Raw genomic sequence first — 23,555 nt, forward strand, 5'->3', positions numbered from 1 at the left:
TACCAGTCACCGCTAAAGCGGGACTACTCAAACAGTCTTCGACTTATTTGATTAGCATCATTTTCTGAACCTTCACGAAGTCGCCGGCATTGATTCGGAAGAAGTACACTCCGCTCGCAAACTGCCCGCCGTTCCATTCAAACTCATACCTTCCTGTTGCCAGCTCGCTGTTTACCAGAGTGCTCACTTCTCTGCCTGTTACGTCATAAACCTTCAGCGAAACAAAGCCTGCTTTCGGTATGTCGAACTTTATTTTTGTTGTTGGGTTGAACGGGTTAGGGTAATTTTGGTATAGCTCATATACCACCGGTAATGAAGAAGGTTCGATGTTCGTTACACCAGTAGTGAAATTCCATATCGATGAGAAGGGACCTTCGCCCACAGGATTCTTTCCGCTCACTCTCCAGTAATATTTTGTATTGATGGCGAGGAAGTTATTGCCCAGTTGGAGTTCTGATGACGTAAGAGTATCCGTATCCACGAGCGTACTTCCAAATGTAGAATCGGCCGAGAGCTGAATGTGATACATAGTTGCATTTGTCACGTCATCCCAGTTCATCAGCGGGTTTACCTCTACCAGCACAGCATTATTTGCTGGATATACTAGCACCGGAGCGCTCGTAACCGGCGGAATACCGTCGAATTCATCTGCTCCTACGTCCGGTGCTACAGCATTCCTCATTGTACCGTGTATATCAGTTGTGATGCCGGGTATAGGTATGGCGCCGCTGTCGCATAATGTCGGGACGGTCGTTTTCATATCCAGGTCGTACGGATGAGTAGATACGTTCATAAACGGACTATCTTCTGCGAAGGAATTGGTCTCCGCAGGAGACACAGCCGTCTGGAATGCTGTAAATGTCGAATACAAGCTTGTTCCGTCATAGTAAAAGTAATTCGACGCGCCTGCGGGTACATATAAGTTATTGTTGTTAGACGCAGGATCATATACCGTCGAGGAGACCTTATATATCCCTATACTTGACCCTGTATCTGAGGGAGTAAATTTATTAATAATGATATTATTCCTGAAGGTTACTTTTGCTCCGGCTATGTAGAGAGCATAACAGCCGGCATTTGAACCTGTCGAGCTGCTATCAATATATATTGTGTTGTATGAAATGTTCGTAGTATCTACGCAGTTTACAAGTAGCCCTATTACTCCAGTATTCCAGTTACTCAAAGGAGCATAAAGCTCACTTACCATATTATTATAAATATCAAACCTTGAATCGGTTGATATTCCGTAAATTTGCATTCCGTATACTGCCGCTCCCACGCTGTTCTTCATACTGGAAATTCCATAGACCCGGTTGCTATATACAGAACCACCTATATCACTAAATTGAGCATTGATACCCATTGAGGTACCGGTACTGTCATTTGTTATATTATATATCCTGTTGCCATAAAAACTCTTTCTGCAGGTACCCGGGGCGGAACTGGTGTAAATTCCCATACAAAGGTAAACGCTTGTAGCATGAATATCATGCACGACGTTGTTATATATATTTCCGAATCCTGTTGCCGCCTGACTGCTTGTGTAATAACCTATTGTTGATCCGGAACCTGCATGGTGATAGAGATTAAATACGGTATTATTATATACTGCCATCGAATCCGTGTTGTTAATGAGTGTAGAAATTCCCATTAATGAACCTCCCGTAGATGTTAATTTGTACAGGTTGCCTACAGTATTATCATGTATGTCGGTTAATCCGGGTGACGTGTATGAGCATACTATCCCTGCCATATCGCTGCTGGATGTAGTCGAGAAAATACTGTCCACGGTGTTATTACTTACTTCATAATTATAAGCGCCGCCTAGCACATAGATACCATAATCTAATCCAGATCCCGGCGCAGATTGGTTCCTACGCAGATTTTTGATAGTGTTGCTTGCGACAGTGAAGGACGAACCAAAGTTTGTGTTTGCCGATGACCTGTAAATCCCGTACATATTTCCCGTAGCTGTCGAAGTTCCATTGCCGACGTAATTATCCCGGATCGTGTTTCCCGTTACATTTACATTGTATGGATTGTTCGCAATATAGATATAATAGTTTGCACCTCCTGAAGCTCCGTCATATCTGCAGTCATGAATAGTATTGTTGGTTATATTTACAGTATTATTGGTTCCGTTTTCACCAATTCCTGCATATATTGCATAGTGATTGAGTGTAAATGTAGTGCCGAGGGTATCAGAGATGTCATTGTTATCAATGGTCGCCGAGGAGTTTGTGCCTACTGTCAAATATATTCCATAGACCGGAGAATTACTTGGTCCGGTACTTACTCTGACAATATTATTGCTGACAGTTACACTATCATGAAATTGACAATAGATCCCATATTTTGAAGAAGCATTATTATTACTAATTAAACGTGAACCTATATTGATCAAAGTATTCCCTGTAATCCCCCCTATATTATAAAAATGGTCATAGAGGTCGTATGGGGCAGAATCATTATAACCCGTAAAATACATCCCATTGAAACTATTATTTAACGTACAGCCCTGCACCGAGATGCTTTCGTGTCTTCCACCGATAGTTGTCGGGTTTGTGATATTTCCTGCCAGGTTTCTGTTTATTGATACAATACAGGTTGATTGGAAATCAGACTGCTGCATCCGGATCGTACAGCCGGTTATGGTAACATGCTTGCACCCGTCCGTACTATTCTTTCGCACCATTTCTATCCCATACTCTGTTTTCAAAGTCTGCGAACCGCCGGTGTACTGCTCTGCAAAATCGATGTTATTGATTGTAATATAATCCGTTCCTACAAGCCAGAGTATAGCGTCCTTACGGTCTCCAAAACCTGTTGTCAATATTATCCCCGAACCGTTAGTATCTGTCTGGATCAGGGGGTTTGTTCCCGTACCGCTCCTCTGAAAGACCACCGGGTTTCCGGACGTGGGCTGATTCGCTGTAATGTCTATTATAAGTCCGCCCATCGGTATAGTCTCCGTATAACCGGGCGCGATATTGAATGTAACTCCACCGGTGCCAACTCCGTTTGCGTTGAGGTCGTCTATCGCGAGCTTTATGCTCGCGTATGTGCCGGGAATCGTCTTTGTACCCGTCAGCTGTGCGTTTGCTTTGCTCTGTGTCATCGTCAGAAGCAGGGCAAGCGCTAATATTGTCGTTATGATCCTTTTCATTTTTTATTATGTTATAGTTTCAATTTTATTTTACCAGTCACCGCTAAAGCGGGACTACTCAAACAGTCTTCGACTTATTTGATCAGCATCATTTTCTGAACCTTCACAAAGTCGCCTGCATTAATCCTGAAAAAATATACTCCGCTCGCGAATTGCGCACCGTTCCACTCAAACTCATACCTTCCTGTTGCCAGCTCGCTGTTTACCAGAGTACTCACTTCTCTGCCCGTAATGTCATATATCTTCAGAGATACAAAGCCTGCTTTCGGTATGTCGAATTTTATCTTTGTCGATGGGTTGAACGGGTTAGGGTAGTTCTGGTAAAGCTCATATACTGTCGGTGATGATGTTGGTTCGATATTGGTTATGACCTGATCAAACTCATCCGCTCCAACATCCGGTGTCGAGGGATTCCTTGTTGTGCCGTGAATGTCGGTCGTAATACCCGGGATTGGCACTGCCCCGCCTTCACAGAGTGTCGATTGAGTAGAGTCCATATCCAGATCATACGGATGTGTAGATACGTTCATAAACGGACTGTTCTCTGAAAACGAGTTCGTTCCCGCGGGAGAGACAGCTGTCTGGAATCCGGCAAATGTAGAGTGAAAATTACTGCCGTCAAAGTAATAGAAATTCGATGCCCCTGCCGGGACAAAGATATTATTATTGTTTGAAGCCGCATTATATGTTACACCTGCTTCCTTATATATGGCAATTGTTTGTCCGCTGCCTGTAGGTGTGAACTTATTGACCACAATATTATTCTTCAATGTCGCGTTACTCGACCCGCCAATATACAAAGCAAAGTTACCTGAATTCGCACCTATAGAGCTGCTATCCAGGTAAATGGTATTATACGAAAGGTTTACAGTATCGCACCCCTCTATTATAAGACCGAGCACACCTAAAGGAGTATTTTGCGCCGGAGCATAGATCTCGCTTATCATATTGTTATATATATTGCCGTTCGAACTATTTGAACCTTCAAAATATACTCCGAATGCAGTAGAGGACCCTATTCTATTAATAATATTATGTATACGGTTTGCGGATATATTAGCCATACTTGGTCCGGAGAGTTGTATTCCCCCGGTCTGTCCTGTGCTGTCATTCATAATATTATAAATGCTATTTCCTGTTATATTCTTTATTGCCGCATTGTTTGTGGCTTCCGCTTGTATATACACACCGACCACATGTCTTATGCCCGTACCTACAATATCATGAATATTATTATCGTATATACTTTCATATCCGCCGGTCTGGTCACCCCTGCTGTAAATACCGAATACATCGCAATCACCGGTAGTATTGTATATATTAAAAATATTATTATCGTAGATCTCTATTGTATCCGTATCACCAATGTGTTGGATTCCACACAACGATGTTTCATCAGTGGATTCTTTAAATAAGCCGCTTATTGTGTTGCCGTGTATGTTAATCTTCCCATCCGCTTCGTTTACTGAAAAGATGCCTCCTAATGCGCCATCCCCGGTGGGATTAAATATGCTGTCGATCACATTGTTGCTAATTTCAGTATTGTAATTTGGACCTTCCATATTTATACAAAAAAATTCTCCGGTACCGGGAGTAGATTGATTTCGTCTGTTGTTCTTGATTGTGTTGTTTGATATAGTAAATGATGCTCCATATAAATTATTTGAGGGAAGCGATTTATAAATACCATTGATCCCTCCTGTGGCTGTCGAAGTTCCGTTCCCGACAGAGTTATCCCGGATCATATTTCCCGTTACATTTGAAGTGTATGGAGCGTTCCGAATATATATGTAATAGTTGTTAGCGCTAGTCACGCCATCATACGTGCAGTCATGAATAGTATTGTTAGTTATATTTACAGTATTATCGACTCCGCTCTCTCCAAGCCTGCAGTATATTGCACTGTGAGTTTGTGTTGTCCCCCCGCAGGTATCGGAAATGTCATTGTTATCTATGGTCGCCGATGAGTTTATGCCTACTGTCAAATTTATTCCGTAGACCTGTGAATTATTCGATTCGCTGTTTACTCTAATTGTATTATTACTGACAGTTACACTATCCTGAAGTGAACAATAGATCCCGTATTTTGTACTAGAATTATTAGTAGAATTCACTAAACCTGAACCTATATTTGTCAAAATATTCCCTGTGATCCCCCCTATATTATAAAAGTGGTCATAGAGGTCGTATGGGGCGGAATCAGCATAACCCGTAAAATACATTCCATTGAAACTGTTATCCAACATACAGCCCTGTATGGAAATGCTTTCGTGTCTTCCCCCGGTAGTTGTGGGGTTTGTGGTATTTCCTGCCAGGTCTCTGTTTAATGATACTATACAGGTTGATTGTACATCTGACTGCTGCATCCGGATAGTACAGCCGGTTATAGTAACATGCTTGCAGCCGTCCGTACTGCTCTTACGCATTAAAACTATCCCATACTCTGTTTTTAGTACCTGTGATCCCCCTGTGTACTGCTCAGCAAAGTCAATATTATTGGTTGTAATGTAATCCGTTCCTACCAACCAGAGAATAGCGTCTTTACGTACTCCAAAACCGGCTCCTGACAATACCCCCGAACCGTTAACGTCTGTCTGTATCAGGGGATTTGTTCCCGCCCCGCTCCTCCGGAAGACTACCGGGTTTCCGGACGTGGGCTGGTTCGCTGTGATGTCGATTATAAGTCCGCCCATTGGTATGGTCTCCGTGTAGCCGGGCGCGATATCGAATGTAACTCCGCCCGTGCCAACCCCGTTAGCGTTAAGGTCGTCTATAGCGAGCTTTATGCTTGCGTAGGTGCCGGGAATGGTCTTTGTACCCGTCAGCTGAGCGTTTGCATTTCCATACATCATAATTAGAAGCAAGGCTAGTGAAATTATTGTTGTTGTGGTCTTTTCCATTTTTAATCTTCCTTGTTTATATGCTTTTTTAAAATTTCTTCTATCTTTTTTTCTGCCCCTGCCAGTTTCTGCGCATCGTTCTTCCTCATCGATAGCTCTGTCTCTGCTGATATATTTATCATCTTTACCACTTCCGAGTTCATCACCTTTATAAGGCTGTTCAACTCTTCAAGTTTGTGTGTTACTTTTTCCATTAGTTTTTTGTTTTTCATTTGTATCCAAAATATTCACAATAGTCCGCTCCTTCAAAAAGATTTTTTTCAAAAGTCTCAAATGGAAATCCCAATGAAATTTGCCAAAAACAGCAAAATTAAGCAGGAATCCACCTTTATCCTTTAAAAATTTTAATTGTTCAGGTATATTAGTCTCAAATGGAAAACAGCAAAATCGTACAGATCCTGCAGACTTTCTCGCCTAAGGAGATCAATGAGCTCGGAAAATTTGTTAATTCACCTTACTTTAGTACAGGAAGGAATGCTGATGGACTGTTCAATATTCTGAAAAATTATTACCCGGACTTCGATTCACCTGAGTTGGATAGGACACTCGTTTTTAAAAAACTTTTCCCCGGAGAAAAATTCAACGAAAAGAAATTTAAAAACGTAACCTCTGCCCTGGTAAAACTTGCCGAGCAGTTTGCGGTTTACGAAAGATTTAAAAAAGACTCCTTTGAAACAGAGTTAATGTTGTCTAAAGATTACTTCTTTAGAGAAAATTTTAAACAATTCTACAGTACTCTAAACGCTCTTGAGAAGAAGATCGATAAATTGCCGTTTAACCGCATGAGGACATTCAAGGATAAAGAAACGATCACAACATACAAGTATAGTTATTATTTAAGATTCAACCAATTTGACAGGGCGATTCCATTAATGGGCAAAACAGCTGAATACGGTACATTATCTTTCCTTATTATGTTCATCAAAAGTCTTATCTATAGGGAAAAGGTTGATGGTCTATTTAAGAATTCCATACATAATCCGCTTGTGGATGAGGTCCGTGATGTACTTGACCTGAAAAAGATTATTGCAGGTCTGCGTAAGAGGAAATATCCATACCTCTGGTTGATCGAGTTATATTATTATGCTCTTCGGTTTTCTTCGAATTATGAAGATGTGGATGCTTTTTATAAGGCAAGGAAGGTATTTAACGAGCATATAGAAAAATACTCACGTTTTGAGAAACATTTTATTTTAGAGGATCTTGGTGCTTTTTGTATAGTACGGGGTCGTCATGGTGATACCTCGTTTTACCGGGACGAATTTGAAATATGCAAACAGACCAAGGATGAAAATGCATTGACACCTGACGATAATATGACTTATGAGATAATTAAGTTCAGAAATACCGTTTATTCTGCCCTTAAAGTGAGGGAATTTGATTGGCTTGAAGAGTTTATTAATGATTGTGTACCGTTGCTTCTGCCGCAGCACAGGAAAAGCATGAAAAACTTTTCACTGGCAAGGCTGGAATTTGAAAGGGGTAATTTTGAAAAAGCTCTCGACCTTACTTCAAAAATACAATACGATATGTTTACTTATAAGCTCGATGTAAAAAATCTCCTTCTTTTGACATATTACGAGCTGGAGTTGTTTGACCAGGCAGAGTCCCTTATAGCTGCTTACAAGCAATATATCAAATACACTAAAGACTATTCTCAAAAATTTCTGCGTCCATTTAAAAATTTCATAGATATTTATAATTCTTTATTCAAGGTCCGCACAACCGGAAATACTAAAGACATCGACCTCCTTCTGAAAAAAGCTGAGGGCATCGATGTCCTGCCATCCCGCAAATGGTTCTTAATAAAGATCAAAGAGCTCCAAAAATAAAAAATCCCCTTGATAAGGGGATTTAAGAGGATTGTTCGTATTGAATTCTATCACTTTACCAGTATCATTTTCTGAACCTTCACGAAATCGCCGGCTGTTATTCGGAAGAAATACACTCCGCTTGCAAACTGTCCACCATTCCACTCAAATTCATACCTTCCTGTTGCCAGCTCGCTGTTTACCAGAGTACTAACCTCTCTGCCTGTGATATCATATACCTTCAGCGAAACAAACCCTGACTTCGGTATGTCAAACTTTATCTTTGTGCTTGGATTGAAGGGATTCGGGTAGTTCTGGTAAAGCTCATATACCACCGGTAATGATGTTGGTTCGATGTTTGTTACACCTGTTGTAAAATTCCATACAGATGAGAAAGGACCTTCGCCCACAGGATTCTTTCCGCTCACTCTCCAGTAATATTTTGTATTGATTGCAAGAAAGTTATTGCCCAGCTGGAGTTCCGATGATGTAAGAGTATCCACATCCACTAGTGAGCTTCCAAATGTGGAATCAGTGGAAATTTGTATGTGATATATAGTTGCATTTGTCACTTCGTCCCAGTTCATCAGCGGGTTTACCTCCACCAGCACAGCATTATTTGCTGGATATACTAGTGTCGGAGCTGCCGTTACCGGATTTTTTAGCTCAAATTCATCCGCGCCAACGTCAGGAGTCGATACATTCCTCGTTGTGCCGTGTATGTCCGTAGTTATTCCCGCTACCGGTATTGCCCCGCCGTCACATAGTGTAGGGATGGTTGTCTTCATGTCCAGGTCATACGGACTTGTGGATACATTTTTAAAAGGACTGTTCTCCGAAAACGAATTCGTATCCGCAGGTGATACAGCAGTCTGGAATGCCGCAAATGTAGAGTGGAAATTGCTGCCGTCACAATAATAGAAGTTCGATGCCCCTGCCGGTACATAAATATTATTATTGTTTGAAGCCGCATTATACGTTACACCCGGGTCCTTAAATATGGCTATCGTTTGTCCGCCGCCCGAAGGGGTGAACTTATTGATCACAATATTATTCTTCAATGTCGAATTACTAAACCCGGAAATATACAAAGCAATGTTGCCCGAATTCGCGCCTGTAGAACTGCTGTCCATATAAATAGTATTATAAGACAGGTTTACAGTATCGCTGTTTTCTATTACCAGTCCTATCACACCCAAAGTGGTGTTTTGCACGGGAGCATAGATCTCGCTTATCATATTGTTATATATGTTGCAGTTCGAATTACTTGCACCGTTAAAATATAAACCGTATGTAACAGAAGAACCTTTTCTGGTAATAATATTAAATATACGGTTGGCGGATATATTGGCCACGCCGGGTTTAGCGAGTTGTATTCCACCGGTCTGGCCTATGCTGTCATTTATGATATTGTAAACCAGGTTTCCATAAACATTTTTCTCCTGAGTATTGGCAGTATTATTGTTTTTCATATTCATTCCTATACAAACATTACTGCTGTTATTTGTTAGATCATGGATCTTGTTATTGTATACATCTTCGTAACCTTCCGAGAGAATTCCTGAGTTATAGTATCCGTATAATAATCCCGTCGTTGCGTTATTATAAAGGTTAAACACTTCATTATTGTACACTTCTAAAGTATCTGTATTATTATTATTATAGATTCCATAGATACTTCCTGTCGTACCCGATTCTTTTATTAAATTGCCTATAGTATTATCATGTATGCTGATCATTCCCGGTGATGTGTACGCGCATGCTATCCCCATCATGCTGCCGGTGGACGCAGTCGAGAAAATACTGTCCACAGTATTATTGCTTACTTCATAATTATAAGCGCCGCCGTTCACATAAATACAATATGTATTTCCATTTCCCGGGGTGGATTGGTTCCGCCGAAGGTTTTTGATGGTATTGTTAGAGACTGTGTATGACGAGCCAAAGTTTGTGTTTGACGATGACATATAAATTCCGTACATGCTGCCTGTAGCTGTCGAACTTCCGTTTCCTAAATAATTATCCCTGATCGTATTCCCGGTTATATTTAGTGTGTAAGGATTCGTCTGTATGTATATAGAAGCATTTGTTGGAGCTAAAGTCGCGCCGTCATACCGGCAGTCATGGATCTTATTGTTAGTGATATTTACTGTATTATTTACCCCGTCTTTACCATAATCGCAGAATATTCCAAAACTAGATGTGGTACTGCCGCCTAATGTATCGGACATGTCATTATTATTTACTGTAGCCGATGAATTCAACCCTGTCCCTAAAAATATAGGATAAGGCGAAGCGCCGCTTGTGCCGGTATTGACCCTTATAGTGTTATTACTGATTATCAAACTGTCCTGATATAAAACAGATATTCCCCGATGACCGGATGTTCCTCCACCGTTAATAAGACCTGTTCCGATATTGATTATAGTATTTCCGGTCGTGCCTCCTATGTCAAAGAAATGGTCATACAGGTCATAAGGTGACGGCGCGTTATAACCAAGACAAAAAATGCCATACCTGCTGTTATTCATAGTACAGCCCTGTATAGATACATTCTCGTGTCTCCCTTCGATCGTTGTCGGGTTTGTTATACCGCCTGCCAGGTCTCTGTTTAAAGATGATATGCAGGCTGAGTACTGATCATTCTGCTGCTGTTGAATAGTACATCCCGTTATTTGCACATTCTTGCATCCGTCGGTGGAAGATTTTCTTAGCAGACGTATTCCGCTCTCGGTTTGAAGCGTCTGGTTACCCCCGGTATAGTTTTCTATGAAATCTATATTGTTAATTGTGATGTAATCCGTGCCTACCAGTTTGAGTATGGCGTCACCATTCCAATCGGCGCCTGACGATGACAATACCCCCGAACCGTTCGTATCTGTCTGGATGACGGGATTTGTTCCCGCGCCATTCCTCTGGAACACCACGGGGTTTCCAGACGTCGGCAGGTTCGCTGCTATGTCTATTATAAGTCCGCCCATTGGTATGGTCTCCGTGTAACCGGGTGTGATATTGAATGTTACTCCACCTGTGCCGACACCGTTGGCATTGAGGTCGTCTACGGCGAGTTTTATGCTAGCGTATGTGCCGGGAATGGTCTTAGTACCCGTCAGCTGTGCGCTTGCGTTTCCATACATCATAATAAGAAGCAAGACTAGTGAAAATACTGTTGTTGTGACCTTTTTCATTTTATTTTCCTTTTAACTTTAAGCTTTAAACTTTTTCACATATCCCCCCTTTTTCCAAAGGGGGGTGCCTCGTAGAGGCGGGGGGTTAAGAATTACTTAACCAGCATCATTCTCTTTACCTCTGTAAAGCCATCCGCTTCGATCCTGTAAAAATATATCCCGCTCGAATAGCTTCCTGCATTCCATTCCATTTCATACCTTCCTGCTGTGAGTTCATTATTCACAAGTGTGCTTACCTGCCTGCCCAGTATGTCATAGATAGTCAGCTTCACTATACCGCTTTTCGGTATGTCGAACTTTATCTTTGTGCTTGGATTGAATGGATTTGGGTAGTTATTGTACAGTGCATATTTATCGGGAAGAGAGCCGTTTCCTGTTATACCTGTTATTAATGAGGACACTACGTTTGAATATCCCGAATTACCGCCGGCGTTATATGCATACACTCTCCACTCATATGTCCTTCCCACGGTTAATCCGGTATCAGTGTATGTTACTGAGTCCGCTTTTAAAGAATCTATTGTTGTCCAGTTTGTATCTATATTATCTTTCCTCTCGAGTACAAAGCCATCTTCGTTGCTCGAGCTGTCTGCCCATGTTAGTTTTACTATACCGGTATCGAGTACATTTAGAGATAAACTATGAGGCGGTAAAGGAGGAACCGGTATATTTGCCATTGCAGTATCGGAATAACCGGAGTTACCGCCTTCATTAAATGAATAAACTCTATACTGGTATGTTCCGGAGGTTAACCCCGAGTCATTGTACATTACAATACCTGCCCCGGTAGTATCTATTACTGTCCAGTTAGTATCGGTATCATCTTTTCTTTCTATTACGAACCCGTCTTCATAGTCCGAGCTGTCTGCCCAGTTTAAGCTAACTGTACCCGTACCCGGCACACTGGATGTAAGACCATAAGGCGAGGTTGGCGCGAAGACATATCGGGCAACACGGTTAGCAGTTACTCCGCCTGCCGTTGTAAAATCACCGCCAACATAAAGATTATTCTTATGGTAAACTATAACCCTCACCCGGCCATTAACACCTGCCTCCAGGCTGTCCCACTCTGTTCCGTCCCACCTGGCTATGTTATTTGCCGTTACACCGCCTGCTGTTGTAAAGGAGCCTCCCACATAAAGGTAATTTCCGACCGTTTCTAGTCCTTGTACTGTTTGCGCTGCAGGACCACTTACTCCCCCGCCTAAATTGCTCCAGTTTGTTCCGTCCCATTTAGCTATTCTTTTTGCTGTGTTTCCTCCTGCTGTAACAAAGACGCCCCCTACATATAGGTCATTACCCATTACCTCTGCTACATATGCATCACTATTGACCCCTGACCCGAGCGAAGCCCAGCTTGCCCCGTTCCATACTCCTGTGTAGCCTCCCGGATTGGGGAAGGTTCCTACTATATATATGTTACCGCCTAATAGGGCGATATTATGGTTGTCATGATGATCTGCTGTGCCTAAGTTACTCCAGCTTGTCCCATTCCACCTGGCTATGCCTTTCGCAGTGATCCCACCAACTGTAGTAAATGATCCTCCAATGTAGAGGTCGTTCCCATCAACTGCGATAGTTCGGACACCTCCGTCTAACCCTGAGCCCAGGCTGTCCCAGTCCGTTCCGTCCCATTTAGCTATACCTAGAATAGTATGACCGCCTGCCTGTGAAAAGCCGCCTCCCGCATATAATACCCCTCCGCTTACTTCCAGCGCAAGGATCGTACCATCGAATCCTGTACTCAGGGTGGTCCAGTTTGTACCATCCCACCTGGCTATACGTTTTGCGGAATTTCCGCCTGCTGTTGTAAATGCGCCCCCCACGTAAAGTGTATCTCCGTTAAAAGCCATGGCATATACACCGCTGCTCATTCCCGGTGGTCCGACCGGAAACCACTTTCCGTTTTGCGCCATAGTGACACCGCTCATTAGCATCAGGAACACTGTTATAATTATTTTTGCTGTTTTCATTTTATTTTAATCTGTATTTTGTTTTATTTTATTAGCATCATTCTTCTCGTCTCGACAAATCCGTCCGCTTCGATCCTGTAAAAATATATCCCGCTCGAATAACTGCCCGCATTCCACTCCATTTCATATCTGCCTGCTGTGAGTTCACTGTTTATCAGCGTGCTTACCTGCCTGCCCAGTATGTCATAGATAGTCAGTTTCACAATACCGCTCTTCGGTATGTCGAACTTTATCTTTGTGCTTGGATTGAATGGGTTTGGATAGTTGCTGTATAGTGCGTATTTATCGGGTAGCGAACTGTTTCCCGCTATACCAGTTATCAGTGATGATACAACATTTGAATATCCTGAGTTACCGCCTGCATTAAATGCATATACTCTCCATTCATATGTCCTTCCTACGGTTAATCCTGAGTCAGTGTATGTTACTGAATCCGCTTCTAAAGAATCTATTGCCGTCCAGTTCGTATCTACATTATCTTTTCTCTCGAGTACAAAGCCATCCTCACTATTTGAGCTGTCTGCCCACGTTAGTTTTACTATACCTGTATCTAATACATTTAGAGATAAACTATGAGGCGGTAACGGAGGAACCGGTATATTTGCCATTGTAGTATCTGAATAACTGGAGTTACCGCCTTCATTAAATGAATACACTCTATACTGGTATGTTCCGGAGGCTAATCCAGAGTCGGTGTACATTGCAATGCCTGCACCTGTAGTATCTACTACTGTCCAGTTCGTATCGGTGTCATATTTTCTTTCTATTACGAACCCATCCTCATAGTCTGAACTATCTGACCAGGTTAAGGTCACTCCACCCATACCCGCCAAACTGGATGAAAGACCATATGGTGAAGTTGGCGCAAAGACGTAACGGGCTAGATAATTCACGGTATCTCCGCCGGACATGGTAAATTCGCCTCCCGCGTAAAGACAGTTTTTATGATAAACGAGAACATTTACCACGCTTTCAAACCCTGAGCCAAGACTGTCCCAGCTTGTGCCGTCCCACCTGGCTATGTGGTTTGCCGGGTTCCCGCCGGCTGTGGTAAATTCGCCTCCTGCATAGATGTTATACCCGAATGTTTCTATTGCATGTACATAATTATTTAATCCCGAGCCAAGGGCTGACCAGTTTGTTCCATCCCATTTTGCTATCTTGTTTGCCGGGTTTCCGCCTGCCATTGTGAAGTTTCCTCCCGCATATAGATCATTCCCTGCTATCTCTATGGCACCAACTGGAAAATTTACCCCGGTTCCCAACCCAGACCAGCTTGTGCCGTCCCATTTTGTTATACGGCTTCCCGGGGATCCGAATGTCCCTCCCACATACAGATCACTGCCTGATTGAGTTAAACAAGAAGGGTAAGTAATGTTTGAATTGACGGAGGACCAGCTTGTACCGTCCCATTTCGCAATTCCCTTTATCGGGCTTCCCCCGGCTGTAGTAAAGCTCCCTCCGGCGTAAATATAAGTCCCGTCTGTTGTGATACCCCAGATAGAATTATTAAATCCCGATCCAAGGGTATCCCAGCTTGTCCCATTCCATCTTGCAATATTATTTGCAGTGATCCCTCCTGCCTGGTTAAAGTTGCCTCCTGCATATATATAACCTCCGTCGAATAGAAATGTTAAGACTCTGCCGTCAAATCCCGTTCCAATTGTGGACCAGGTTGAACCATCCCATTTGGCTACATGGTTAGCAGTGATACCACCGGCCATTGTAAAACTGCCCCCTACATAAAGTGTATCTCCGTTGAAAGCGATTGTATTAACATTGCCGTTCAGATTTGCTCCCGGGACCGGAAACCATTTCCCGGTTTGCGCCATTGTAATACCGCTCACTAGCATCAGGAACACCGTCATAATTGTTTTTGCTGTTTTCATCTTCTTTTTATTATTTGTTTTTAAATTTATTATTCTAATGATCTGTTTTCTCTGTGCCCGCGATAATTTTAAAGAGCTTAGTCTCCATTACCTCGGCTTCATATTCGGAAATATTTTTCTTTCTCAGCATCATTTCCGCTTCAGCCGACAGGTTTATCATCTTCATGATGTCGCCGTTTGTCTCTGTTATCATTCGGTTGAGAATATTCAGTTCTTTTTTGATTCTTGTTCTCATGTTCATCTTTTTAAATTTTCTTTACACAAATTTATCCCGCCTTACCCTTCTTCCCAAAGAAACTTTTTTCAAAAGTTTCATGGCGATTATTACACGGAAATGCCAAAAATAGCGATTTTAAGCCCTATTCTAACTTTATCCTTTTAACTTTTGGTTCACTGCGGTATATTTAGTTTCAAATTTTATCTCCCAAATTCCCGATGAATATCTGATGAATAGCAGTAAACTCATACAGATCCTGAAGACTTTTTCTCCGGATGAGATCAGAGATTTCGAAAAATTCGTTGCCTCGCCATATTTCAGCACTGGCAGGAATACTGACGGGCTCTACTCCATTCTAAAAGACCACTACCCGGATTTCGACTCACCTGAACTTGATAGAAAGCGCGTTTTTAAAAAACTTTTTCCCGGAGAGAAGTACAACGAGATGAAATTAAAGAATGTTGCTACCGCCCTTACACGGCTTGCCGAGCAGTTTATGGTTTACGAAGGATTTAAAAAAGATTCCTTTGAAGTTGATCTGACGTTATCTAAAGAATACTTCTATAGAGAAAATTTTAAGCAATTTTACAACACATTAAACGCTCTTGAAAAGAAGATCGATAAATTGCCGTTTAACCGTCTGAGGACATTCAAGGATAAGGAAACGATCACAACATTCAAGTATAGTTATTTTTTAAAATTCAACCAGTTTGACAAAGCAATTCCATTGATGGGAAAAACCGCTGAATATAACACATTATTTTTCCTTGTTATGTTCATCAAAAGCCTTAACTATGGAACAAAGGTTGATAGGATGTTTAAATTTTCTATGGATAATCCGCTGGTTGAGGAGGTCCGGGATGTTCTCGACCTGGAAAAGATTATTTCGGGTCTGCGCAAGAGGAAATATCCGTACCTCTGGTTGCTGGAGTTATATTATTATACCCTTCGTTTTTATTCGGATTACCAAGATGTGGATGCATTTTATAAGGCAAGGAAGGTATTTAACGAACACAAAGAGAAATACTCGCGTTTTGAGAAGCATTTTATTTTAGAAGATTTTTATGCTTTCTGTACAACACGAGATCGTCATGGTGATACCTCGTTTCGACGGGAGAAGTTTGAAATATGCAAGCAGATCAAGGATGAAAATGCATTGACACCTGACGACAATATGACTTATGAAATTATAAGATTCAGAAATACTGTTAATGCTGCTCTTAAAGTGAAAGAGTTTAACTGGCTTGAAACGTTTATTGAGGATTGTATTCCTAAGCTTCTGCCTCAACATAGGGCAAGCATGAAAAGCTTTTCACTGGGGCGCCTGGAATTTGAAAGGGGTAATTTTGAAAAAGCTCTCGAACATACTTCAAAAATACAATTCGATATGTTTACTTATAAGATCGATGTTAAAAATCTCCTTCTTTTGACGTATTACGAGCTGGAATTATTTGACCAGGCAGAATACCTTATAGATACTTACAAGCACTATGTCAAACACACTAAAGATTATTCTCAAAGTTTTCTGCGTCAATATAAAAACTTCATCGATATTTATAATTCTCTATTAAAGATCCGTTCCGCCGTAAAGACAAAAAACGCCGACCTCCTTCTAAAAAAAGCTGAGGAAATCGACGTCCTGCCATTCCGCGCATGGTTTATTAAAAAGATCAAAGAACTGCAGAAATAACCTGACTGCCCTTCAATTAAACTATCTTTACGTTTTTATCTTTCATACTCGTATATACAATTATTAACGAAAGCAATACTGCTGTTACTATTGCCGCCGCTCCGGTTCCAAGTTCGAGACCGCCCTTTGATAAAGGCTTTGTAAGAAGGTCTCCGAACGTTGCTCCGAACGGACGGGTGAAAATAAATGCGATCCAGAATAATAGTATCTCATTTATCTTTGTATAATAATGTAGAAGTACCACAATAATTATTATCGCTGCTGTTACACTTGCTCCTGCTAAATAGCTGAGTTCCATGTTATCTGTTAAATAGTCTCCGAATGCTGTTCCCAGGCTGTTCGAGATCAATATTGCTATCCAGTAGTATAGTTCGATTCTTCTTTCGGTGATTGGATATACTCTTATACCCTTTTCACGAAAGTGCCATAGGTATAAGACAAGCATCAATAATGAAAAGAGTATGAGCGATCCCCAGGCGTAACCTAATCCCAGTGTCCTGTCCATAAAATCGGAAACCTCTGTACCCGCTGTCGTCGAACCTACTATAACGAGCCAGTAAAGAGCCGTGTACAATCTATTAACTGATAACTGTATCGAGACCACCAACACAAACAAACCCATCGTTATAGCTAAACTCACACTGTATCCTATGTCGGAAGTCATCGATAGATGATCTCCGGCGATTTCCCCCAGTGTCGTTGCGAATACTTTCATTATCCAGAAGTATACCGTTATCTTCGCAACTTTATTCAATCTGTCCATTGTCTTGTAATAAGTAATTTTTCAAAAAAGGGGAGTGACGGGAATTTATTAATCCCCGTCGTCTTCATCTTCATCATCATCATCCTTATCGCCTTTGCCCCTTAGCGGGTTGCCGTTGCTGTCGAATAGAACGTCCTTATGTTTTTTACCATCGAATACCTCTGCCTCATAGGTTGTATTTCCGTTGTTATCCACGATCTTAGCCGCTTCGGTGATCTTCATGTCTTTATAATTTGACGCTATATAGTCCTGAACCTTTTGCGGAAGCCCGCTAACGTCCATCTTAGTCTCGGTTGCAAGCAGTGTTGCGTTATCATCGAATAGCAGGGACATTGTAACACCATTGTCCGTTAATTCGGCTTCATATTTACCCGGTCCATCGACGTCCCACTTGATGCTCGTATTTGGGTACATTGACTTTGCCTTTTCTTTTACGTTAGACGGAACATCCTGTGCCGACAGCGTTAAAGGAAACAAAACGATTGCGAGAATTAAAAGTTTGATCTTCATTATAATATCCTCTTTGATTAATTAAATACCTGTATAAAATTAACCGGAGAATCTGAAGGAAATTTGTGCTATTGCGAAATGAAATTTATTCTTATGGTATGAAAAGGGTCGGAATAGATATAACTAATGCTAAAGTTATAGAAATTACATATTTGCTTGACGATCGATAGTCCCAATCCGACACTGTCTGAAGCCTTGTCATCTTTCCCGAAACGGTTGAAAAAATTGCCGGTATCTGTAGCGGGTTGATTTCCTGTATTCTTTATGACCAGGTGATTATTGCTCGTTTCTATTTCTATTTGTCCGCCTTCATAATTGTGTTTGCATGAATTTGAGATAAGGTTACCGATCAATATATCGGCAAGCGCTCTGTTCATGTTTATTATTAATGGGTCGTTTTCATTTTTATTAACGGATAAACTCTTTTTCTTAATAATGTCTTCTGAAAATTCCAGGTGCTTCTCTATCAGCTCGTTTAGGTTGACACTTTCTGTTTCGAACATTTCCTTGTTCTCGAGCTTCATCAATAAAATAAGCGACCGGTTTATCTTTGAAAGCCGGTTTATCTGGTTCTCTATAGAATTAATTAATCCGGCTGTTTCCGGATCTAATTCTTCATTCTGGATCAAAAGCTCGAGTTTTGACTTTATTACGGCGATGGGAGTTTGAAGCTCATGCGAAAGATTTTCCGATGATTCAATTATCAGCTTGTATTCGGAAACAGCTCTGGAAATGAGCTCCTCTAATGTTTCATTAAGATCCTTAAATTCCTTAACAGTTGTCCGTTCGAGTTGAAATCCTTTTTCCTCTTTTAATGAAAAGGATTTTAGTTTCTCTAGATTTCTGTAAAAAGGTCTTAGTTCCTGTTTCGCCGTGCTCCTGTTAACGAAGTAAAGCGATATGAGAAGAAGCGGGGTAAGGATTAAGAAAACTGTCAAAAGTGAATCGAAGAGATCGTCCTGTTCCAGGGATGAAGTTCTGACAGTTATTTTGTAGTATGACCCGTTTATGTTTCTATAGCTTATTAATTCCCTGTACTGTTCCGCTTCATTATCTTCATCCGGTAATAAAGTGTCCTTATATGTATGGTAATCTTCACCCGGTTTATCCATTTTATTTATTTCTATGAACGGCTCGAAGACGACGCTCTTCTCATTCTTAATGTTCTGCACTACGGCTTCACTCGTGGTGGCAAGCTCCTCGTCTATTTCAGATTCGATAGCTCCCTTTATGACATAAAGCGTCACAAAACCAAATAAGATAAATAGTAACAGTGTTACGAAGAAAAACTTTATGCTTATTTTATTTATAAGTTTCATTCTTCGGAGAGTTTATACCCCGTACCGTAAATTGATTTTATGTAGTCCTTGCAACCTGCGTCCGAAAGCTTTTTCCTGAGATTTTTGAGATGTGTATATACAAAATCGAAATTATCGTAAGACTCGGCAAAGTCTCCCCAGATGTGTTCCGCAATTGATTCCTTTGTGAGCACACGGTTTGTATTTGAGATCAGATACAACAATATATCGAACTCCTTTTTCGTAAGGCTTACCTCCGAATCCCTCACAAAAACCTTTTTCTCATCCGGCAGTATTTTTATTTCATTAAAAGATACCGACTTATTGCCATCGAATACCCGCCTTCTTATTACCGATTTCACTCTTGAATTAAGTTCCGACATGTAAAATGGCTTTGTAATGTAATCATCCGCTCCCAGGTCCAGCCCGGTGATCTTATCGTTTAATGAATTTTTGGCAGAGATTACTATTATCCCGCATTTTGACTGCTCCCTTTTCAACATGTCTATAAGGTCTAATCCGCTTCCGTCCGGAAGCATAATATCCACTAATGCACAGTCATATTCGTACATACATACCTTTTCGGATGCATCTTTATAATTATTAGATGCCTCGCAAATATTGCCTTCCTCGCTCAGATACCTCTCGATGGAATCCAGAAGTTCGGGCTCATCTTCTACTATTAATATCTTCATAATTATAATTTAACACAAACAATCTAAAGAAATTCTGTACTTGTTATCATATTGAGTTTGCCCTTTGTTAGCTGAACTAGGTCGATTATCAAGTTGTTTTCTCCATCTATTATTTAAACAAGCTATCTAAATAGGAATCTATAGATTCAATTTTCTTTTTAGTTGGTTCAAGTTTAGAAGCTCCGAATAGTGCTTTTGAAAACATATCATCCAGATATTTTTCCCACTCTTTATAAAAATTTTTTCCAAAAGAGAGTTTTCTTAACTTATTGATATGCTTTGGAAACGAAACAATTAGTTTGGAGGCAATGATAAAGCTTGGGAGAAGATATTTTTCAAAAGGGCTTTCTAGTCTGTCTGAAATATTATTATAAAAATTAACTTCCTTACCACTATGAACAAAGTTATTCCTCTGCAAATACATGTGACTTAACACTAAAGAGAAACGCGACATTTTTGATTTTTTGATTGATACAAGTTTGGGAGCCAGTGTTGCAATTCTTAGTCTTTTTTCATTTTTATTTAGGGCTAATAGGTTTTCTAAAGATGTCATTAATAGGAGTAAACATAAGGAATGTTCGTTCAACATTTTTTGGTCATATGCTTTGTTAAGGATTATTAGAGAATTTAAAAATAATTGCTCGAAGTCATTGTTTACTTCAGAATATTTCTTAATTAGATTTAAGTATTTTCTTTGGTAAATTGGATTTTCCAGCCAGTCAATATTAAAATAACATTTGGTTGAAAAACTTAATACCTTATGGAATTGCACTTCATTAGTTTTTCCAAATATTGCAACATGACTATTTTTTTTTAAATATTTTTGCGTAACAGGTTGAACAAATAAATTGATTTTGTAGTCGTTAATATTATGCTCTAGTATCTCTGAGAAGTAAAGACTTCGTAATAAGTATACGTAAACCTTAACAACTTCATCAACCCTAAGTCTCATAAATTCATTGTAGTCGATATATTGGATACACATTAAACTATATTCAAAAAAATCTGGAGATCTCGTTTTTGAAGTATGATTTGCAAAAAAAAGTACATTCTCATTTGTGCTTTCTGACAAATTCTTAATTGTTTCAAGTTTCTGATCTAATGTGAAATTGCTTGGAATAAAGGTAATATTTTTAAAGCTTATTAAACTGTTTAAACTTAATGATGGTAGCGGAACTATAATTAAATGCAATTTGCGAAATTTTGAAAAATTTCTTTTTAAGTCCCTTATTAGTTTTAGAAGTAAATCGTTTCTATTTTTTTTTATTTTTTCATTTTTATATTTAAGACAATGCTTTGAAATAACATAGTGAGCAATCTCCCAATTATATATATCTGAAAAGTCTTTAAATTTAATTAGTTCATCGACAAAATTTAAGTAAGGTTTGTCTGTAAACAGAAGACTTATGTCTGTTCTCTTCGAGTATAATAAACTTTCATAAAGCTTTAATAATTTTTTTGTATACTTTTCTGTCATAGTATAGTTAAAATAGTAATTTTCTTTTGATAAAACCTATAGGAATGATTATCCTCCCTTTTTATGTCACGATGAGATCGGTTAATAAACTGAACATTGACACACTGAAAACTTATAGTTAAGGCTCCCACCACTCCACCAAGGTATTAGATCGGGACGGGGGTTAATAAACTGAGCGCTCCACCAGTATTCTTCTAGCAGTACCGCTGTTTCAAAATGCTGCCATTCCATTATTGTTGTCTTTGTGAATCTTTGTGTTCTTAGTGTCTTTGTGGTTAGGATTTTCATTTATAGTTTACTCTCCACCCAGCTCACAAGGAAACTCATCGAGCGCATCTCCGCTCTGTGCTCGCCCGCGTTCAGCTTTTTCAGTTCATAAATAAACTCCCCGAATATCTCTGACTCCCTCTTCCCCGGCTTCCTTCTCACCAGCCTGTTCATTAGCCTGAAGAATAGCATCTCGAACTTCGATATCCTCTTCCGCTCTCTTATGTACCTTTGCGTAGATGCCGAAGCATACTCCAGCAGGTCCATGTTCCCCAGCTCGTAATGCAGTACCAGGTTAAAGATCCGCGCGGTAATATACTCCACCGGACGCGACTCCGCCTCCTTATCGTTCAATATCTCGTTTAGCCTCTCCAGCGCCTTAGAATACTCCTTCATATTAAAATATCCCACACACACAAAATATCTCATGTTCCTGTCCTCCGTCGCGCGGAGTTCCATTCCCTTCTCCTCTGCCTTCTCCTTCGCCCGGTCATACAGCTCCACTATCCTTGCGAAGTCCTTTTGCTTATTATAATAAACCATCTCCATCAGGTACGACCTTTCTATTATATACAGCTGGTAGGATGTATTCTTTAAAACTATCCTTTCATCCATCTGCTCTCTCATCTTATCCAGGTACCATTTATAATCTTCGTACTTCTTCAGATTTATACACAGCAGTATAGTATTGCTCATCAATACCAGGTAATCTATGAACCGCTCCGACTTGACCGCCGGCTTATCGTCGAGCAATCTGATCTGCTTTATCTCATAATCGAAACTCTTTTCGTCTTCCTGTGTCTCATAGAAATAGTTAGCCTTTATTGCGTAGTATTTCAGCCTGCCCACAGTCGAGAGCGCCTTCTCCTCTCCCTTTAGGAGCGGGTGCGCGAAAAATTTCTTCAGCTTCCTCTTATACTCTTCGGATTCCCTGTCTTTAACAAACCCCGTCAGCGTTTTAAAATTTCTTTCCAGCCTGTCGTACTCATTCAGGTTCTCTCTTATTTTAAGCAGTTCCTTCCTCTCGTCGAATATCCGGTTTATGTTTTCCTCACTGAATCTTTTCAGCACGTCCTCCCTGTATATTAGTTGCATCTCCCATGAAAGTATCTCCATTAGCTCCGGATGCTTCTCATATTCCAGCGCAATCTTTTTTGCCCGCCGGAGCAGTTTCTTGCACTGCCCGTACAGCCTCTTCTCAAACAATATATTCACCTCTGCGAGCAGGCTCAGTATTTCTTCCTTTTTTGACCGCGGACGGCGAATGGTTTTCAGCGATTTGAGTATGGCTCTATAAAGGTAGTTTTTTGCCACCGATATCTGCCTCGTAAATTTCTCCCCCTCGAACTTTCTCATCAGCGCCTCCTCGTCGTACACCTTCATCGCGTCTATCGCATCGAACAGCCGTATGTAGTTATTGCCGTCGCCCATCACATGCACCCCCCCATGCCGCTTAAAATGGATCTTCTCCTCCTTTGTCAGCGATTTCACCAGCAAAAATATGTCATCTGATTGTACCATACATTACTAATTTAGTAATTTCTAAACCACCAAAATTTACCAGAATTTAGCCTAAATCTTCCCTAAAGATACAATTAAAATATTAAAAATAGTGTGAATTTTCTTTGGTTTATGAGGGAGAGATGGGTAGTTTTGATTAAAGATTTCTGAAAGATGAAAACAAATTTTAAATCAAATATCAAAAGGAGAA

16 protein-coding genes are annotated in these 23,555 nt (G+C 40.5%); 2 read left to right on the forward strand and 14 right to left on the reverse strand.

From position 1 onward, the window contains the following. Positions 1-43: 43 nt before the first annotated feature. The 3 genes from H6614_08050 to H6614_08060 all read right to left on the reverse strand — a co-directional run bounded on the left by H6614_08050 (position 44) and on the right by H6614_08060 (position 6,278). Complete coding sequence (locus H6614_08050) at positions 44-3,166, reverse strand: T9SS type A sorting domain-containing protein (protein MCB9243608.1); 3,123 nt, start codon at positions 3,164-3,166, stop codon at positions 44-46. Positions 3,167-3,240: 74 nt separating this feature from the next. Further along, positions 3,241-6,066 (reverse strand): T9SS type A sorting domain-containing protein, encoded by a 2,826-nt coding sequence (locus H6614_08055; GenBank protein ID MCB9243609.1) that lies wholly within the window; start codon positions 6,064-6,066, stop codon positions 3,241-3,243. A gap of 2 nt (positions 6,067-6,068) precedes the next feature. After that, positions 6,069-6,278: a hypothetical protein gene (locus tag H6614_08060; GenBank protein MCB9243610.1), complete on the reverse strand. Its 210-nt coding sequence runs from the start codon at positions 6,276-6,278 to the stop codon at positions 6,069-6,071. A 159-nt stretch (positions 6,279-6,437) separates the two neighbouring features. On the opposite strand from H6614_08060, the gene H6614_08065 reads away from it, so the two are divergent. Continuing rightward, positions 6,438-7,898, forward strand: a complete 1,461-nt coding sequence (locus tag H6614_08065; protein MCB9243611.1) for a hypothetical protein — start codon at positions 6,438-6,440, stop codon at positions 7,896-7,898. A 50-nt stretch (positions 7,899-7,948) separates the two neighbouring features. Here H6614_08065 and H6614_08070 read toward each other — a convergent pair whose 3' ends face one another. The 4 genes from H6614_08070 to H6614_08085 all read right to left on the reverse strand — a co-directional run bounded on the left by H6614_08070 (position 7,949) and on the right by H6614_08085 (position 15,162). Continuing rightward, complete coding sequence (locus tag H6614_08070; GenBank protein ID MCB9243612.1) at positions 7,949-11,065, reverse strand: T9SS type A sorting domain-containing protein; 3,117 nt, start codon at positions 11,063-11,065, stop codon at positions 7,949-7,951. Positions 11,066-11,157: 92 nt separating this feature from the next. Then, on the reverse strand, positions 11,158-13,038 hold the full coding sequence (locus H6614_08075; GenBank protein ID MCB9243613.1) for a T9SS type A sorting domain-containing protein: 1,881 nt from the start codon (positions 13,036-13,038) through the stop codon (positions 11,158-11,160). Positions 13,039-13,061: 23 nt separating this feature from the next. Then, on the reverse strand, positions 13,062-14,927 hold the full coding sequence (locus tag H6614_08080; GenBank protein MCB9243614.1) for a T9SS type A sorting domain-containing protein: 1,866 nt from the start codon (positions 14,925-14,927) through the stop codon (positions 13,062-13,064). A gap of 34 nt (positions 14,928-14,961) precedes the next feature. Further along, positions 14,962-15,162, reverse strand: coding sequence for a hypothetical protein (locus tag H6614_08085; GenBank protein ID MCB9243615.1), 201 nt, complete (start codon positions 15,160-15,162; stop codon positions 14,962-14,964). A gap of 211 nt (positions 15,163-15,373) precedes the next feature. Between H6614_08085 and H6614_08090 the strand changes: the two genes are divergently transcribed. Further along, positions 15,374-16,834, forward strand: coding sequence for a hypothetical protein (locus H6614_08090; GenBank protein MCB9243616.1), 1,461 nt, complete (start codon positions 15,374-15,376; stop codon positions 16,832-16,834). Positions 16,835-16,850: 16 nt separating this feature from the next. Here H6614_08090 and H6614_08095 read toward each other — a convergent pair whose 3' ends face one another. From H6614_08095 to H6614_08125, 7 genes are all read right to left on the reverse strand, one after another. Then, positions 16,851-17,597 carry a hypothetical protein gene (locus H6614_08095; protein ID MCB9243617.1) on the reverse strand — a complete coding sequence of 249 codons (747 nt, stop codon included), beginning with the start codon at positions 17,595-17,597 and terminating at the stop codon, positions 16,851-16,853. 48 nt (positions 17,598-17,645) lie between these two features. Further along, a complete protein-coding gene (locus H6614_08100) occupies positions 17,646-18,107 on the reverse strand; it encodes a PepSY-like domain-containing protein (protein MCB9243618.1) in 462 nt (153 codons plus the stop codon). A gap of 68 nt (positions 18,108-18,175) precedes the next feature. Then, entirely contained in the window at positions 18,176-19,426 is a 1,251-nt protein-coding gene (locus H6614_08105; protein MCB9243619.1) for a HAMP domain-containing histidine kinase, read from the reverse strand. Continuing rightward, positions 19,423-20,100 carry a response regulator transcription factor gene (locus H6614_08110; protein ID MCB9243620.1) on the reverse strand — a complete coding sequence of 226 codons (678 nt, stop codon included), beginning with the start codon at positions 20,098-20,100 and terminating at the stop codon, positions 19,423-19,425. The genes H6614_08105 and H6614_08110 overlap by 4 nt, the downstream gene beginning before the upstream one ends. A gap of 109 nt (positions 20,101-20,209) precedes the next feature. Next, positions 20,210-21,577 (reverse strand): hypothetical protein, encoded by a 1,368-nt coding sequence (locus H6614_08115; protein ID MCB9243621.1) that lies wholly within the window; start codon positions 21,575-21,577, stop codon positions 20,210-20,212. Positions 21,578-21,658: 81 nt separating this feature from the next. Then, the gene (locus H6614_08120) at positions 21,659-21,865 is read right to left on the reverse strand and encodes a hypothetical protein (GenBank protein ID MCB9243622.1); all 207 of its coding nucleotides are present in this window, start codon (positions 21,863-21,865) and stop codon (positions 21,659-21,661) included. Continuing rightward, positions 21,866-23,365 carry a hypothetical protein gene (locus H6614_08125; GenBank protein MCB9243623.1) on the reverse strand — a complete coding sequence of 500 codons (1,500 nt, stop codon included), beginning with the start codon at positions 23,363-23,365 and terminating at the stop codon, positions 21,866-21,868. Between the last annotated feature and the right edge of the window lie 190 nt (positions 23,366-23,555).

The sequence above is a fragment of the Ignavibacteriales bacterium genome (assembly GCA_020635255.1).
Taxonomy (GTDB): Bacteria; Bacteroidota; Ignavibacteria; order Tepidaquicellales; family Tepidaquicellaceae; genus JAEYVS01.